The 16,585-nt window shown below is 52.8% G+C and carries 14 protein-coding genes; 6 read left to right on the forward strand and 8 right to left on the reverse strand.

The window, feature by feature from the left end; translation table 11 throughout:
• Nucleotides 1-43: 43 nt before the first annotated feature.
• Complete coding sequence (locus PN477_RS15530) at nt 44-217, reverse strand: hypothetical protein (protein WP_272120503.1); 174 nt, start codon at nt 215-217, stop codon at nt 44-46.
• Between the two features lie 129 nt (nt 218-346).
• On the opposite strand from PN477_RS15530, the gene PN477_RS15535 reads away from it, so the two are divergent.
• From PN477_RS15535 to PN477_RS15545, 3 genes are all read left to right on the forward strand, one after another.
• The gene (locus PN477_RS15535; protein WP_272147415.1) at nt 347-1,165 is read left to right on the forward strand and encodes a M23 family metallopeptidase; all 819 of its coding nucleotides are present in this window, start codon (nt 347-349) and stop codon (nt 1,163-1,165) included.
• Between the two features lie 228 nt (nt 1,166-1,393).
• Nucleotides 1,394-2,218 carry a peptidoglycan-binding protein gene (locus tag PN477_RS15540; protein ID WP_272120506.1) on the forward strand — a complete coding sequence of 275 codons (825 nt, stop codon included), beginning with the start codon at nt 1,394-1,396 and terminating at the stop codon, nt 2,216-2,218.
• 281 nt (nt 2,219-2,499) lie between these two features.
• Nucleotides 2,500-2,772, forward strand: a complete 273-nt coding sequence (locus PN477_RS15545) for a YggT family protein (protein ID WP_272120508.1) — start codon at nt 2,500-2,502, stop codon at nt 2,770-2,772.
• A gap of 19 nt (nt 2,773-2,791) precedes the next feature.
• Here PN477_RS15545 and PN477_RS15550 read toward each other — a convergent pair whose 3' ends face one another.
• The 5 genes from PN477_RS15550 to rlmD all read right to left on the reverse strand — a co-directional run bounded on the left by PN477_RS15550 (nt 2,792) and on the right by rlmD (nt 13,062).
• The gene (locus PN477_RS15550; RefSeq protein ID WP_272120510.1) at nt 2,792-5,929 is read right to left on the reverse strand and encodes an O-linked N-acetylglucosamine transferase, SPINDLY family protein; all 3,138 of its coding nucleotides are present in this window, start codon (nt 5,927-5,929) and stop codon (nt 2,792-2,794) included.
• 3 nt (nt 5,930-5,932) lie between these two features.
• Nucleotides 5,933-10,522, reverse strand: a complete 4,590-nt coding sequence (locus PN477_RS15555; RefSeq protein ID WP_272120512.1) for a glycosyltransferase — start codon at nt 10,520-10,522, stop codon at nt 5,933-5,935.
• Nucleotides 10,519-11,079: a tetratricopeptide repeat protein gene (locus PN477_RS15560; protein WP_272120514.1), complete on the reverse strand. Its 561-nt coding sequence runs from the start codon at nt 11,077-11,079 to the stop codon at nt 10,519-10,521. The genes PN477_RS15555 and PN477_RS15560 overlap by 4 nt, the downstream gene beginning before the upstream one ends.
• A gap of 69 nt (nt 11,080-11,148) precedes the next feature.
• On the reverse strand, nt 11,149-11,625 hold the full coding sequence (locus PN477_RS15565) for a hypothetical protein (protein ID WP_272120517.1): 477 nt from the start codon (nt 11,623-11,625) through the stop codon (nt 11,149-11,151).
• A 21-nt stretch (nt 11,626-11,646) separates the two neighbouring features.
• Nucleotides 11,647-13,062 (reverse strand): 23S rRNA (uracil(1939)-C(5))-methyltransferase RlmD, encoded by a 1,416-nt coding sequence (gene rlmD / locus PN477_RS15570; RefSeq protein ID WP_272120519.1) that lies wholly within the window; start codon nt 13,060-13,062, stop codon nt 11,647-11,649.
• A 413-nt stretch (nt 13,063-13,475) separates the two neighbouring features.
• On the opposite strand from rlmD, the gene PN477_RS15575 reads away from it, so the two are divergent.
• Together PN477_RS15575 and PN477_RS15580 are read left to right on the forward strand one after the other, a co-directional pair.
• On the forward strand, nt 13,476-13,961 hold the full coding sequence (locus PN477_RS15575) for an allophycocyanin subunit alpha-B (protein WP_272120521.1): 486 nt from the start codon (nt 13,476-13,478) through the stop codon (nt 13,959-13,961).
• A gap of 478 nt (nt 13,962-14,439) precedes the next feature.
• The gene (locus PN477_RS15580) at nt 14,440-14,880 is read left to right on the forward strand and encodes an ATP-binding protein (protein WP_272147417.1); all 441 of its coding nucleotides are present in this window, start codon (nt 14,440-14,442) and stop codon (nt 14,878-14,880) included.
• Nucleotides 14,881-15,018: 138 nt separating this feature from the next.
• On the opposite strand, the gene PN477_RS15585 is transcribed toward PN477_RS15580, so the two are convergent.
• Nucleotides 15,019-15,420, reverse strand: coding sequence for a hypothetical protein (locus PN477_RS15585; protein ID WP_272120525.1), 402 nt, complete (start codon nt 15,418-15,420; stop codon nt 15,019-15,021).
• 190 nt (nt 15,421-15,610) lie between these two features.
• The gene (locus tag PN477_RS15590) at nt 15,611-15,910 is read right to left on the reverse strand and encodes a hypothetical protein (RefSeq protein WP_272120527.1); all 300 of its coding nucleotides are present in this window, start codon (nt 15,908-15,910) and stop codon (nt 15,611-15,613) included.
• A 343-nt stretch (nt 15,911-16,253) separates the two neighbouring features.
• Here PN477_RS15590 and PN477_RS15595 point away from each other — a divergent pair.
• On the forward strand, nt 16,254-16,585 hold a 332-nt coding region (locus tag PN477_RS15595; RefSeq protein WP_272147418.1), incomplete at its 3' end, for a serine protease family protein.

Consider the following 16,585-nt stretch of genomic DNA (forward strand, 5'->3'; position numbering starts at 1 on the left):
TGGGGGGTGAGGGCTGGGGGTCTTAGCCTTCTATTATAAGCGGTTAGGATTCCCGACATCCCAAGGACACACGGGTCTCTACGCCGGTCTGCCCATTGGTTCCGGAGGCGATCGCACAGAGTTGGCGCATCGGTTTCCCATCGAGCAGAGCATCGGTAAAGTCGGCTCCGGCGATCGTCACATCATCCAACAATCGCCCGCAAAAAGAGGGTTTCATGGAAAATCGCGTTGCTAAGATTCGCCCCGGTTAATTCCCATTATGGCCGATGGCGACTGGGGGAACTCTCCTGAGGCTTCACCCCCTGCTATGAAAGATGCAGTACAGTTTTAAAGGATGAAATCAGCGATGACAGTTGTGGGGCAAGTCGTGCGATCGCTTTCGATCAGTATTTTAGGGGTTGTGGTGGTGGGGACGATGGCCCTCTCGTTGCCAATGCAGCGATCGCACCGTGACCCGAACCGCCTCATTCCCCCCGCCGAAGCCCAACTGGCCCAACGCACCGCCACGGGGTTAATCTGGCCCACCACCGGCACCATTTCCCAACCCTTCCACCGCTACCACGAAGGCCTTGATATTGCGGGCCCCATCGGTACGCCCATCCTCGCCGCCCAAGCCGGGGAGGTGATTCTCGCCGGGTGGGATAATTGGGGCCTCGGCTATGCGGTGGAACTGCGCCACCCGGACGGCAGCCGCACGGTATACGGGCACAACAGCCGCTTATTGGTCAGCGTCGGGCAATGGGTGGAGCAGGGGCAGATCATCGCAGAGATGGGCAGCACTGGCAATTCCACCGGCCCCCATCTCCATTTTGAATATTATCCCGACAGTGTTACCGCCCAGAACCCGCTCACTCAACTGCCGGCCCTCGTGGCGGGGCGCATTCCCACCCGTCCGCCCCAAGGCGATCGCTGTCCCGGCACAACGTTAATCAACGGTGAAACCCAGAATTTTCGGGTGCAAATTTGTCAAATCAGCGATCAGCTTTGGTATTTTGGCCAGGCGAAACTTGAGCCTTACCATTCGATCTGGTTGCCAGCGGTGTTTAATGGGTCGAGCTATCAAGCCCGGAATGGCCAATTTATCTATCAAGTAGACGGCGATCGCCTCCAAGTCTTTGAAAATCAGCAGCGGATTCGTCAAGAACGTTTGTTGCGCTCCTCGTGAGTGCGATCCACGCGAAAATTTGTAAATTCCACGGGGAATTTTGTCGATCTTGCCGTACAACAGTAAACAGAACCGGCGGCGCTGCGTGCGAATTTCCTGAAACTAGCGCGATCGCGCTCCCGACGTTCCCTCAGACCCATAATTTAGCTGTTGCTAAATTGGGGTGGAGCGATAGAATCGGAACTATTCCGATCAATTGTTTTTTCTCAGTATTGCAAGGAGACCATCGTGGACGCAATCGCTTATACCCATTCCTATGCTGCCCACGAAGCAGCCACCGGCATTGAATACGATTTCAGCGAAGTCGATTTTTTTGAATGGGCTAAGGCTCCGAGCGCCCCCTGGTTAAAGCTGTTGGCGGTGGGGGTCTTAGTGGCATCCATTAGCGCGATCGCCCCGGCTGCGATCGCCCAGACCCAAGTAGACACCCCCAGCGGTCGCTGCCTCAACGCCCGCACCGGCCCCAGCACTCAATACACCGTCGCCACCTGCGTCACCGAAGGCGCAACCCTCAAACCCGTCGTTGAAACCAAAGGCGATTGGCTCAAACTCTCCAGCGGGCGCTGGGTCTACGGCCCCTACACCACCTACGGCAAAGCCACGCCCCCCGCCATGGCCACCGGCAACCGCCTCCGCCAAGTCAACACCCCAAAAAATAGCTGCCTCAACGCCCGCACCGGCCCCGGCATTCAATACGCGGCGGCAATGTGTGTCCGCGATGGCGCACCCCTCAAAGCCGTCACCCAAATCCAAGGCGATTGGCTGCAACTCTCTAGCGGGCGCTGGGTCTACGGCCCCTACACCGCCCCCATCGCCGCCGCTCCCCCCGCCAACACCGGCGGCCGCACCGTCCTCCTGATGGGGTCACGGGGCGACACCGTGAAAGCCGTCCAAACCAAACTTGTCGAACTCAAATACGGCATCGGCCCCGCTGGCATCGACAGCATCTACGGCCCCGATACCAAGTCCGCCGTCTCGGCCTTCCAAAAAGCCAACGGCCTCACCGTAGATGGCATTGTTGGCCCCGCGACCATTGCCAAAATGGGACTGTAGCGGTTCTCCAAACGTTAGGTCTAGCTCCTGCGAACCCCTTCAAATTCGCAAATTTGAGGGGGCGTTGTCTGGGGTCGAAGCTCCGGCGATCGCTTCCCTCACCACCGGGATTTTATAGCACTAGCCAGGGCAGTTAGGACATTTAGAGACTCTGGAACAAGGGGCTTAAGCCCCTTGCCTGTCCTAACAGATTTGTCCACTGCTATGTGAGGCAGGCGCGAAGGTCAAGGGGCGATCGCCCAGAACGATAGAATATTAACGATGTTATTTAGAATCTACTCATGACTTGGGTTAATCTCAGCCTCGGTGTGGTGCTCGGCCTCATGATTGTCTTGTTTATTTTTCGGATTGTGCTGACTTGGTATCCCCAAGTGGAGCTTAAAAAAATGCCGTGGAGCCTGATCGCCCTGCCCACCGAGCTATTTTTAGCTCCCACCCGCCGCGTGATTAAACCCTTGGGCGGGGTGGATATTGCCCCGATTATTTGGGTGGGGATTATTGCCCTGATTCGGGAGTTGCTTTTGGGTCAGCAGGGCTTATTACGGATGCTTTAGGCGGAGTTGGGGGAGTATGTCAATCGCGCCCGGTCACCTGGCGATAGAACTGCTCTAGACCCTGCACACAATCGGGGTCATCGTAGAGGCGATCGCCCTGCTGAATAATTTTGGTTTTGATGCGATCGCGCCACTGAGGATCACGTCCTAAACGGGTGGCAATCTGCACATAGTCGTCGGGATGGGCGGCGATCGTTTCCGTCACGCCGATCATCTTCAAAAAGCTATCGGTATGGCGGCCGCGCATGAATTCCCCCGGACAGGTGACGATGGGCAGATGGCAGGCCAAGGCTTCTAAACTGGTATTGCCCCCCGACCAATCGAAGCTATCTAGGTACACATCGCACAGTTGATTCACCGCGAGATAATCACCCCGCGCCACCACTCGCCGAAAATCGCAATAGTCAGCGATCGCTAACCCGGCATGATGAAAGGCACGAATCAACCGCTGGCGCATCACCTCACCCCGCAGAAACACAAAGCGAGCCTTAGGGACTTGGCGAGCGATCGCCGGAAACACCCAATCATACTGGGGCAAATATTTAAACGGCGCTTGGCAACAGAGATACAGCACCGCATCCTCCGCAAACCCATAATCAGCGCGGGTTTTCGTCAAGGGGGGAATCTGCGGATTCGGATAGGCCACGCCAATATTCGGCAACTTGACGAGGGTTTCGGTGTAATGGTCGTCCGCATTCGCCCCCTCCATCAATTCACTCGACAGAAAATAATCCACCGTCGGTAACCCCGTCGTCACCGGATGCCCCCACGCCACACATTGCACCGGAGCCAACCGCAACGCCGCCAGGGTCATCGTCGGCGCATCCATCCCCACTTCAGGAAACACCAAAATATCCAATTCATCCTGCAAAATCTGCTGGGCAGCATTGATCCAAAACCCGTTAAAGGCGTACCAGCGATCGCAACAATCCCGACAGGTTTGCGCCATTCCATCATTGGCCGCGCCCAAATCGTAACCATAGAGTTCAAATTGGGTGCGATCGTGCTGTTGAAGCCAACCTTTGAGCCACAATGTCCCGCTGTAGGCATAGAAATAGGCCGAAACATAACCAACGCGAAGTTTTTGCCGTTGGGGCCGTGGTGGTAATTCCTGCACCCAAGCGGGGAAATTCGCCGCCGCAATCCGATGCACTAACGCCCCATATTGTCCTTGTAAATCGCGCACATTAAAGGCTTGATAGGCTAGGTAAAAATTGGTGATTTGGCTAATTCCTGCCAATGCCGCTTGACATTGTGCAGGGGTGTCTAATGTTGTGATATTAATCAGAGTTTGTAGACCTTGAATATAGCGCGATCGCGCCATTGTAATCTCATCCCCACGCCCATAAATCATCGGCACTAATAGATGATCCAGCACCGTAAAAATATAGTCCTGGGGACAGGCTTGGCGAGCCACCTGGGTCTGCTGTCGCGCCCTGTCGATATGCCCTTCATGGAGTGCTGCAAAAATCAAATCAAAATGAAACCGAGGGTCATGGGGATGAATTTTATTACCCAGTTCTAAACTGCGTAATTGTTGATGAGGCCGCCCCAATTGTTGATAACAATAACTAAGTTTGCGATAAATCTCCGCATCAATCGGATAAGCATTCACTAACGCCTGAAAATTCTGGGCCGCCGCCTCCCATTGTTGCTGTTCATAATACCAATTCCCTAAAATAACCCAGATGATATCCTGACCCCATTCCTGAAGTTGATCCAGCGTTAGCATGGTTATTGGAATGGGTGATGTGAGGGGATAATCATTGGGTAAACGGAGATAAGCCTGGAGTTTAATCCAGGCGATATCCTGTAGATTGGTAATAGCTTCGATGCTGATTTTTTCAGCGATCGCCCCATCATCAGTCAGGCATAATTCCATCAGAATACTCGAAATCATCAATTGAGCGATTTCGAGTTGTTGAGGGTCACACAGGATATCGAGGTGATATTTATATTGATCCGGATAATGGTGAAAAATGGTGAACAGTTGAGAGAGTTGTGCTTGTAAAATAGCCTCCGACTGTTGCCAATTGGGATGGATTAGGAAGGCAATAGATCGAGTATCTGGTGAGTTTTGAGCAGTGGTATGGGGGCGATCGCGGGGGAGGGTGAGCGGCTGTTTTTGCTGTTTGATTTCAGATAAATAGTCTAAAAAACGCTGCGCTGTGGGCATGGGTGCATAATGGGCGATCGCCCAATCTCGTCCCGCCGCTGCAATCTCTGGCCAATGGGGTTTTAACCCCTGAAGCCATGCCATACTGCTGCTTAAATCATCCATATTCAAGCCAAGATAATGCACCCCATTTTCTGGCATCACCGGCAATTCTGCGCCATATTTTTCTAGATCCAAATGAATTGTTAAACATCCCGCCGCCAGCGATTCCCATAAACGCCAACTATCCCACCCATGCAAGCACCACTCTTGATTTTGTGCCGTCAAAAAGCCCCCAAATGCGGTACTCGCTTGGATGGTTTGGAGACGGTGATCATCGGGTTGAATGTCCCATAGTTGGGCGAGTCGCGGCGTGATTCGTTGGGCGGCAAGATGCCGTAGGGAATAGTCGGGATTTAAATAGGCAGTATCACTATAAAGGGGGCCGTAGGGGGTCGTAGCGTGGACATTTCGCCATTGAATACTGTCGTGATGGGTGCGGTCATTGTTTAAAAGGTGTGGGGTGCGATCGCGCCATTCAGACACCGTTTCTAACAGTCGTAACATCCGACTTGATAGGCCAAAACTCCAGGGTTTCACCTGTTGAGGTCGGGCATGATGCCGATTTAAATGGGTACTCAATACCAGGTCAAATTGTTGCTCAAATCCCCAATCGTCTTTCGGCCCATCTAAGTCATGGAGATACACCGTGAAATAGGGGCGATCGTTATAAAAAAGGTAGTGCGGGAAAATGGGATACTGATTAACACCAATGGTTTGTGTTTTCAAGAGTGCCGAATCAACGACCACGACCTCACAATCATCCGGGGAAATTGTGGGGTCATAGCGTAACCCGATTGCCTCAGAATCTGAGTCTAATTGTCCATCCTGGAGATCACGAAAACACTCTATCCCTAGGGCATTGAGTCCCACGGCTAAATTAATCGCTAGACTATGATCATGGGGTTGAATGAGGTAGAAAAAGACACGACGTGGCAACATAAATCACGAGAAAAGTTGGACAACCGGCAACACCTGAACGGGGGGAAGTGCAACAACTTCAGGATCATCACAAACGAGGGGAATTCGCCCTTGAATGCGGGGCAAAAGCGCCGACCATTGCACCGGATGGAGGGGGGGGAGGATTGCGATCGCTAAATGCTCATCTAAATCCACCGCCTCCATCATCATCAAGTTAAACGCGATCCCCGTCAGTAATGTATTCACGTCTTCAGCATTGGCAGTGGCTGCATAAAATAGCAGCGTAATCGGATTTTTTTGTTGAGCTAAGGTTTTAAAGATTTCGCTGAGGACTTCGTTTAACACGTCCTCCGATTGTGACCAATTGGGGGTGAGAATATAATTAGTACCGCTCAAATTCGTGACAGGCACAGTAGCCATAATTAACGCCTGTTCGACCGTTTGCGCCATTTTTTCCCAGGAAAATTGCTGGGCTTGTTGGAGTCCGGCAAGGCGTAAAGATTGGCGCACACGGGGATTTTGTACCTCACACAGGGCCGCGATCATGGTGGCTTCATCGTCGGGATTGACATAAATGGCGGCTTCTCCGGCGACTTCTGGCAGTGAGGCGATCGGTGATGTAATAATTGGGCAACCACAGGCTAAGGCTTCGAGGACGGGTAAACCAAATCCTTCATAACGGGAGGGATACACGAGGGCGATCGCACCTGAAAATGCGAGTCGTAATTCTGCATCGTCTAAGTAAAGCGTGTGAATCGTATTCCCCGGAACCATCGCCCGCAAATTCTCATCCAACCAGCCCATATTGCCGGTACAAACTAACTCAAACCCCAAGCGCGTCGGCAACTGAGCAAAGGCACGGAAAAAGAGTTGCGCATTTTTATAACCAGTTCCTGGCGCACTGAGTATAAAGTAGGGTTTTTGAATGCCATATTTATGTTTAAATCGCTCAATTTCGCTCTCGCTGGCGGGGGTAAAGATCGGTTCAACTCCACAATGGGCGACGGTTCTCGGTTTCGTGGCTGCGTCGGGAAAACAGCGCACGAGATCATCTAAGGTATTTTGTGAAATGCCGATATAGGCCTGGGCGTGCTCAATGGCGCGGTGCTTTTCTTGCCACATTGGCTCATTAAAATCCGCCCCTAACACTTCTGGAATCATGTCATAGGCCATAAACACCGAGGGTGTTGTGATCGGAATGGTGTAGTAGGTGGAAATGAAGAGGGTGGCGTTTTCTTGGTCGCAAATTTGCTGGAGTTGTTGCCGTTCAAGGTCGGGGTTTTCGTAACTGTGGGGGGGCAATGTGCGATAGGTCAAGCCGGGTAAGCGTGGGGCTGATCCGCCGCGATCAATAATCACTAATGACTGAGCAAATTGACTGTTGGCCCAACGTTTAAGGAGCGATCGCCACACCCGTGCAATGCCCGTGTTGTAGCGTTGAAAAAACATCCCATCGACAACAATTCGCACCGGCATAGTCTGATGCTCTTGTGGTGAATGCATGGCCGGTGCAAATGTTTCTACCGTGTCAGATTGATTCGGTAACACCAGACAAAAAGGAGTTCCATCACGAAGCTCTTGTGCCTTCAATAAACCTGGCATTAGTTTTAAGGTCGCGTCTGCCAGTTTTTGAGCTTGGGGGATGTCTCCGAGCAGTTGAGCCCATTGTCCTAGGGTGAGGAGATGGAGCCAATCATTCCCCGGTTTGGGATTGGCATCTCCTTTTCCAAACCAGACCCCGGTGTCGTCAATTTGACGCAGGGCAAAGGTTGTTTCTCGTTGGGCTTCAAATTCATGAATTGCTTTGGCGCATCCTTCCCAATAGCCATAGTCATCAATTTGAATCACGCCTTGGGAATCAACAAGATCATAGTAATAGGCAAAAATATCGCGGGTTGATTCATACCAATCACCATCAGCATGGAGGAGCGCGATCGCATCAATTTCATCGCGATATTGGGGTAAGGTATCTGCAAATAGGCCCGCCACCGCAACCACAGCATCACTCACACCCAATTCAGCGCAAACCACGGCTAAATTGTCCGCAATCGGAGCCTGTAGAGTTCCCCCACCAAACCCTGTTGCGTTGGCCTCAATCCCTTGATGTTTATCCGCATCGGTGGGTTCAGGCATACCGGCAAAGGTATCAAAGGCGTAGACCTTTCGAGGCCTTAATGAATACCGTGTCACCACCGCCGCTAACAGTGCCGTTGCCCCGCCGCGCCACGCTCCACATTCAACAATATTGCCCGGCACATCATCTAAACAGATCGTTTTGGCTAATGTGTAGAGCGATCGCAATCGGGCATCGCTTAACATCGTGTAGGGGCGCACCGTGGCTAAAAGGTCTTGAAATTCCTGACCAACATAGGGTGGATGGTTGCCATTGCTGTTATTGGCGAGGGCCTGATGGGATAGGCTGGCTTGGAATTGCTCAAGATTATTAGTTCCGGCTAAGGTGGCAAGGGTGCGGTGGGCGATTCGGGAGGTGGGATGGAGTTGAATGAATTGGCTCCAGTGGTGTTGCGCGGTTGATTGATCCCCTTCCGCCAGGGCAGTGGCAGCTTGCTGGCGAAGATTACTAATCTGTTGTTTTTGCTCAGCGGTCAGAAACTCAGGACTGGGGGCTGAGGTGGGATTCAGGGTCAAGACGGTGGTGAGGAGCTTTTCAAGCCATGAGGTCTCGATCGGTTGTGTTGGTGATGGCGGGGTCGAGAGCTGACCGCTGATGGTGTAGCCCTGGAGGTGGGGCGGGAGTGACCAATTGACGGCGGGATCGGGTTGGTGGGCGATGGGTTGAACATTACCGCGCCAGGCGATGCCCATGATTTGCATGGTTTGATAGACGAGGGTTTGCCAACCGCGATCGCGAAAATAATCTAACCCTTGGGCCACGGCGGGAGCGGCTAAGTCATGAAATACAATGAGCGCATCGTCTGCAGCGAGGGGTTCACAGGCGATCGCATCCTCAAGGGGGCCCGGCGCTTCATGATTTCCATCAATGAACAAGAGCGACCAGCGGCGTTGGTGTTGCGTGGCTAATTCCTTCACGGCTTGGGGACTATAACCAGCGATCAGGTTGACGCGATCGCGCACCCCGGCCGCCTGCAACGATTGAGAAACACTCGCGTAGGCCTCTGGATCACCCAACACCGGATCAACCACATCCAACTCCAGCCCCGCCAGAGCCAAATGACAAGCTGACCACCCCATCCAACAGCCAATTTCTAAACCGCGTTTGCCTGCAAATTGCTGCGCCAAATTGTAGAGAAGATGGGCCTCATCACGGCTTAAAAAACCAATCGTCGGCTGACGACGATCAACATACCAATGATGGGGAATTTCACGGCGAAGATAGGGCCAATTACAGACACTGGGATCACCAACAATCATGTTAGGAAAAGCAGCATCGGGCTGAACTGCCGCTAGCCCTGGCGAAATGTAGTCATGGTGTGCATCCATTGTGCGTTGAATCATAGTGATGGTTTCCGTGAGCATCCGATCTTCAGTAAAAAGTTGTGCTGCTCGTGCGGCACAGTCGCGCCCAATCTTCAGGCGTAATGTTGAATCCCGACTCCATTCGGTGAGGGTTGTGATTAAGTCTTGAACCGTTTGCTGAGGATTTTGCTTCGGGTCAGCCAACAGTCGCCCGGTCTCGCCCAACTGTTCCGGAATGCCACTGACAGCACTGGCAACCACGGGTAACCCTTTGGCCATCGCTTCAATAATACTCAGGGGCATTCCTTCAAGTTGGGAGGGAAAGACAAAAATATCCGCCAGATTGAGCCAGTCTTGGACGGTTTCCACTTGTCCTAAAAATCTCACCTGATCATCAGCCGCAATCGCTTTTAATTCGGCTTTGAGGGTGGCTTCTAACTCTGGTTCAAATACGCCCCCACCGGCCCAAACAAAGTAGAGGTTTGGCCAAATTTCAGTATTTCGGAGGGCTTTGATCGCTTCGAGTTGAAATTGATAGCCTTTGCGGGATTCAATGCGAGCGGAAGTAAAACACACGATCGCATCATCGGGAATGCCTTGGGCGTGGCGCAGGTCTCGACGAATGTTGACATCAATGGGGGTGAAGTATTGGGGCGGGCGACCGTAGTGGATCACTTGCCCGCGATCGCGGGGGAGGTGGAAATGTTGGTGCAGGAGTGCGAGGTTATCGTGGGAGACGGCGACGATCGCTTGGGCGTGGGTGTAGTGATGGGCCAGCAGCGGGAGATATTGAGCATTTTGGGCGGCTAAATGGGGTTCGACAAGGCCTTCAATAATGATGTAGGGAATCCGCTGTTCGAGGGCGATCGCTTTTAACGGGAAGTTAGCAAACGGATTCGTATTACTACACAGCAGGAGATGGGGTCGAGTGGCGGGATTGGCTAGCCATTGCCGCAGGGACTCCGGATCATCATGCTCAAAAATGACCGAGTTGATGTGGGGATAGTGGGAACGCAGCCAGTCCGTATCTAACGGCGCACCATATTGTAAATAGGTGATCTGATCGCCCAGCCGGTTTAAGCCCTTGAGCAAGGCGTAGTTGTATTGAGCAACACCGCCAACACCGGGATCAGGGCTGGCGAGGAGAATCCGGTATCGGGTTGGGGGGGTGCTCATTCTTCAGTGGGTTCAGTGGATTCAGTGGGTGGGTCGGTGGATTCGGGTTGAGGTGTGGTGGGGTTGGGGGGGAGTTCGCCGGTTTCGACGAAGGTTTTCACTTGGTCGAGGGTGCTTTTTAGTTCGGCATCGTCGGGGTTGAGTTCGTGGAGGGTTTCAAGGTGGGGGAGGGCGGCGGCGAAGTTTTGGGTTTGGAGGTGGATGGCGGCGATCGCTTGCAAATATTGGGGGTTTTCGGGGTTGAGTTTGTGGAGGGTTTCGAGGGGGGCGAGGGATTCTTGGAGTTTGCCGAGTTCGATGCGGGTTTGGACTAATCCTTCGAGGGCGAGTTGGTTTTCCGGTTCGCGCTCGACCACTGCCGCGTAGCCGGATTCTTGGGCTTCGAGTTGGGTTTTTGCCGCGTTTTCGGCTTCTGTTGCTGTGGTGTCGGCGGCAGCATTGGAGGGGGGGCGATCCGAGGTCATCAGGGAAATGCCCATGACGGCTGTGCCGCCGAGGAAGGCCACACCGGAGAGAATGATCAGAACTCGTTGCACAATGCCGCGTTGTTGGGTCATGACGGGAAAATAAGGAAATTAAGCTGCGAAATTAATCCGGTGGGGGTTGAGCCTAGCGTACCCAAGTTTTTATCCTAAGCGTTCAATGGTGGCGATCGCTAGCACCCGGGCCGACTCCGTGGCCTCTGGCGACACCAGGTAATAATGTGACCCTAAGCCCATCCCAAAGCCCAACAAACTCACGCAAACAATTAACCCAAAGGATACCCATTCGCCATAGCCCAAGCGTTGCAATTCCAACCGTGCCAAGGCCCCCGCCGCAAACAAGACCAACAGCCGGATAAAGATGGTAAACCACGTCCCTAAGATCACCACGGCAAAGGCCAAGATGATCACCGACACAAAGGCGCGGGAATCCGATTGAATCAACCCCGTCAACACGTTGCGCACCATATTACTCGGAGCCGTGAACAGCAAGGCCATCAACACAATTAAGACCACTGCCAATTCCCAAACTAAGAGGTGGGAGGTGGCTTCGGCTAAAATCCAGCCAAAGACGGCGTAGATCAGCCACAGGATGAACAGAGACAGGACGGGCAAACGCACGGCTGGGGGATTTGGGGTGAGTTAAACAGGTTCCTCATCAATGCTATCACTTGGCTCTGGGGTGGTGGTTTGGGCTTGGAGGATGGCGACGCATTCGATGTGGGGGGTTTGGGGGAAGAGGTCGGCGGGTTGGAGGTGGGTGATCCGGTAGCGATCGCCCTCGCAGAGCAGTTTTAAATCACGGGCGAGGGTGGCGGGTTTACAACTGACGTAGACGATCCGCTGCGGGTTGAGGCGCAGGAGACTGTCGATCACGCTGCGATCGCACCCCTTCCGAGGCGGATCAACTAGGGCCACATCCGGGGCCGTGTCGCAGGTTTTGATCCAGTTTTCCATCGTCTTGATGTGGAAGACCGTGTTATGAATCCCGTTCAGTTTGGCGTTAATTTCCGCTTGAGCGATCGCGCTCCCTTGGGACTCCACCCCAATCGCCAACTGCACCCGCTGCGCCAAGGGCAGCGTAAACGTCCCAATCCCACAATAGGCATCGAGGAGCACCTCATCGCCCTGTAAATTTAACTGCGTTTGAATCACCTCTAAAAGCTGTTCAGCCACTTCGGTATTGACCTGAAAAAACGTCTCCGGTCGCAGCCGAAACGTCAGCCCCGCAAAGGTTTCTTCTAAATAGGGCTGCCCCGCCATACAGAGGGTATCATCGCCAAAAATCACATTGCCCCGCTGCGGATTGTGGTTTAAACAGACCCCCACCAAGCCCGGATAACGGTCAAGCCAAATTTGCGCCTGTTCCTCAAGGCCCGGCATGGCGCGATCGCAACTCACCAACGTCAGCAACTGTTGCCCCGTCCGTCGTCCCACCCGCAACGCCAAATGTCGTAACCGCCCCTGATGGCGTTTTTCGTTATAAATACTCCAGCCCCGCTCAGCGATATCCTGCTTCACCTCCGCCAACAGCGGATCAAGGCGCTCATCCTGCACCGGACATTGATTCAGATTCACCACCTGATGGCTACCCTTGCGGTAATAGCCCGCCTGCACCGTATTATTCTGCGTCGAGCGATGGAGGGGATAGGTGGCCTTATTGCGATAATGCAGCGTCTCCCCCGTCAACAGGGGCGCAAGGGTCAACGACTCAAACCCCCCAATCCGCTGCAAGGCCTGCTCGACTAAATTCACCTTCGCCGTCCGTTGGGCAGCATCATCAATATGTTGCCACTGACAACCGCCGCACTTATCCGCCACAATACAGCGCGGCCGAATCCGATCCGGCGATGCCGTCACAATCCCCTGGAGCTTCCCATGGGCATAGTGACGCTTCACCTGAACGAGGCGCACCTGAACGCGATCGCCCGGTACGGTATCGGGGATGAAAATGGCGCGATCGTCCCACTTCGCCACCCCATCGCCGCGATCGCTAAGATCCACAACATCAACATCAATTAAAGTTCCCTGTTGCCACAGGTTGGCCGAATCAGACATGGTGAAAATCTATTTTTGTGTAAATTAATTCCGTTTCTTTTGTAAAGATTCCTAACAAACAGCCCCCTCCCTCGGTAGCATTTCCCCCTCGATTCTCCCCAGCAATCCCGGATAGTCTACCCCAAAGACCCCCGGCAGTCTGACCCCCGCAAACGGTTCAATCCACGAGTCTACCGTGAGTCCATAGAGGGATGAGACTGAAATTGAGTATAATCTTAGACGTTCCTCGACTCCCTAGGCGGTTTCGGGGGCACATCGCGATCGCCACTGCACAGTTAACCATTCAGGCATTGTCCCAGGGGCGAAGTGATGTTAAATAAGATTATCTTGCCCGCACCACTCAAACCCGAATTTCCTTGTTGTTCGGACAGGAAAATACGTCAACAGTGGTATTTGACCCTATCACATTTAATATGAGCGTAGTTAGCCAAGTTATTCTCAACGCTGATGATCAACTCCGCTACCCCAGCAGTGGCGAGCTTAAAAGCATCAGCTCCTTTTTAGAAACCGGAATGCAACGCATTCGCATCGCCGAAGGCCTTGCCGAAAATGAGAAAAAGATCGTCGAAAAAGCCAGCAAAGAACTCTGGAAAAGACGGCCCGACTTTATCGCCCCCGGCGGCAACGCCTTCGGCCAGCGTCAGCGTGCCCTCTGTCTCCGGGACTACGGCTGGTATCTCCGCCTCATCACCTATGGAGTTCTCTCCGGTGACAAAGGCCCCATCGAAAGCATCGGACTCATCGGTGTCAAAGAAATGTACAACGCCCTCGAAGTCCCCGTTGCTGGCATGGTTGAAGCCATTCGCTGCCTCAAAGATGCCTCGTTAGGGGTGTTGAGTACCGAAGACGCTCAAGCCACTGAACCCTACTTTGACTACATCATCCAAGCCATGACCTAATTAGTCACCCTTCCGTTTCGCTCAAAAAGGCAAGCTCAAGCGGGCTTGCTTTTTTGATCCATTGTTCACTGAGTCCCTGAATAGATCACATCATAAAAATTTTGTCAAGGGGTGAAATCCAGCAGTTCCACCAAAACTTTTGCTATACTGGTGCGTATTAGAAAGCGCGATTCCACCGATAGATTAAATAATTTGAGGTTCTAATGTGACATAAGCTGATGCGATCGAGAGGAATAGCAACGCAATTCAACACTCTCAAACTCGATGTGCTCTTTCTAAATCAAACCAAATGTCATCCTTAGCCTCCCAGTTGCATCCTGAAAATTTCAAAATCAAACCAGTGATGAGTGGATGAAATATCAGATTTTTTTGTATTTCTATCATGCCTAACCCTGAGACGAACCAATAATCTCACACCGCTAACCCCCTAGGCACCATTGACCATCATTTTGTAATTCTAAGCTGGAGGTAACTTCGTGTGATTGCGATTTCCTTGCCCACTCGCAAGCAAGATTGGCAAACAATGAGCTTCGCTTCAACGCTCTATCTCTGCCCCATTCTTGACTTACTTTTAGTAAAAGTCCCGGTGAATGCTCAGCCAGAATTACGCCTAGGCTTACAAGAAGCCTTGGTGAATGCTGCCAAGCATGGGAACAAACTCGACCCTAGCAAGCAGGTTTCGGTGCAGTTTTCGATCTGTGATGATCTGTATTCATGGGTGATTACGGATCAGGGGGAGGGCTTTCGTCCGATCCAATCTTGCCCCGCCCATCCCGAAGATCTCCTGCCGGATGATTTTTCTGAAAATGGTCGTGGGATGTGTATTCTGTACCACATCTTTGACCAAGTTCATTGGAACCGGGAAGGCACTCAATTGCGGCTCTCGAAGCGGGTTAAACGGGATCACTCCCCCTGGTAATAAGCCCCAATGCCCTAGGGCAGGGTCAAGACTTAATTCGGATCGTCTTGCATGACCAGCGCTCAATGGGGCGGTGCGTTACGTTTCGCTAACAGCACCCTAGCAACAGCCTATGTTTAGCCTTGACGCTGTACTAGCCTAAACATAGGTGTGAAAGAGCGACAGAATGCGATCAAAGATCGGATCACCAGATCGGGTCGTTAAGATGGCTTGAATGAGTTGAAAGAATCGAGTGTCGGGGTTTTGATCGCTCTCGATGGTTTTGCTGGCGGGATAAAAGGAGACATCATCGGTGCGCAGTTCGTTGGTGGTTCCGGTTTGCCAACGATCGCCTTTTCGATACCAAGAGAGCGATCGCCCCCGCAGCGTGACCTGAAACCACTCAATTTCTGTGCCACGACGTTCCACAAACACATCAAAATAGGGTTCGCCACCCTGATACCAAACTCGCTCAATCCCCGCCCCCCCTTCACGGTTTAACAAGGTCTGATCGATTTTGCGAAGGGACTGACCTAATGCAGTAATTTCGGCCTGTTCCATTAATTAAAATACTCGTGTTGAACTTCCATCAATTCTAAACCGCTGCTTCCCCAGATATGACCCCGCCGTGACAGATTGAAATCTGAAACGGAGCGCGACGGCTCCGCTTGCCCTGAGCCGCTGAGAATGCGTCGGGTGCGATCGCTCTACCCTGTGCCCCTTTGCAGATTGATCGCGGCGTTGGGATGCGTCAAGTGTTACCCCCATCGGAGTCCGGGAACTCAGGGGGGGCGAGCGATCGCGTTTGCTCCAACTCAATCAATTCCACATGGCCACTAAACACAAACCATTGCACCGTATCGGGATGGGTCGCAAAGGGGGCATGATCAAAGGTGAGTTGAAGATGGAACTGTTCCGCTAGACAATAACGCGCCACATTCAATTCTTGACCCTGCTGCACCGATACTTTGGCCTCGGCCGATAGCACGCCCGACTGTTGCACGGAACGTTTAAACACAGTATCGATGAGGACACGCAATTTAGCCGCCATAGTCGTGGATTCATTCTCCCAGATCGCGTAGGACTGCCCTTTGTTGTACACGATTTTGGGGGCACATTTCTAACTCACCCCTAGCCGGTGATTTTTTCGTAGATGGCGAGATATTGGCGGGCCTCTTCGTCGGGCCAAAATCGGGTTTCCACGGTGCGGCGGGCGTTGGTGGCGAGGGCTAAGGATAGATCATCCAATAGCGGACAGATGCACTCCGCCCCGATCCACTCCGCCCATCACTCTCAAACCACCCTTAAACAATACCCATTTTTTACACCCCCACAAAGCGTCATCCCCTAAAATCAAGGGGTATTCTCGTGTGGCTCAACAGGTGTCTAAGGGTATGATGCGACGATCATCGCGTAATAGTTTGGGTTTATTCATCCTGCTGGGTTTGGTGGGCTGTGCGCAAGGACGGGAAGAACCACCGGAGCGTGAGGCGTTATTGGCGCAAATTCAGCCGAGTGTGGTGCGGATTTCCTATGGCGACACGGATGGGCAGGGGACGGGTTTCATTATTGATGGGGAGCCGGGGGTTTGCACGGTGGCGACGGCGGCTCATGTGGTCAAGCCCAGCAATTTGATTGCTATTTCGACCCACGATTCGGACATCGTTAACCAAGGGCCAATCCCCGCTAAGGCGGTGCAGATGTCGGAGGATCTGGATCTGGCGAT

The sequence above is a fragment of the Spirulina subsalsa CS-330 genome (assembly GCF_028330765.1).
Classification (GTDB): Bacteria; Cyanobacteriota; Cyanobacteriia; order Cyanobacteriales; family Spirulinaceae; genus Spirulina; species Spirulina subsalsa_A.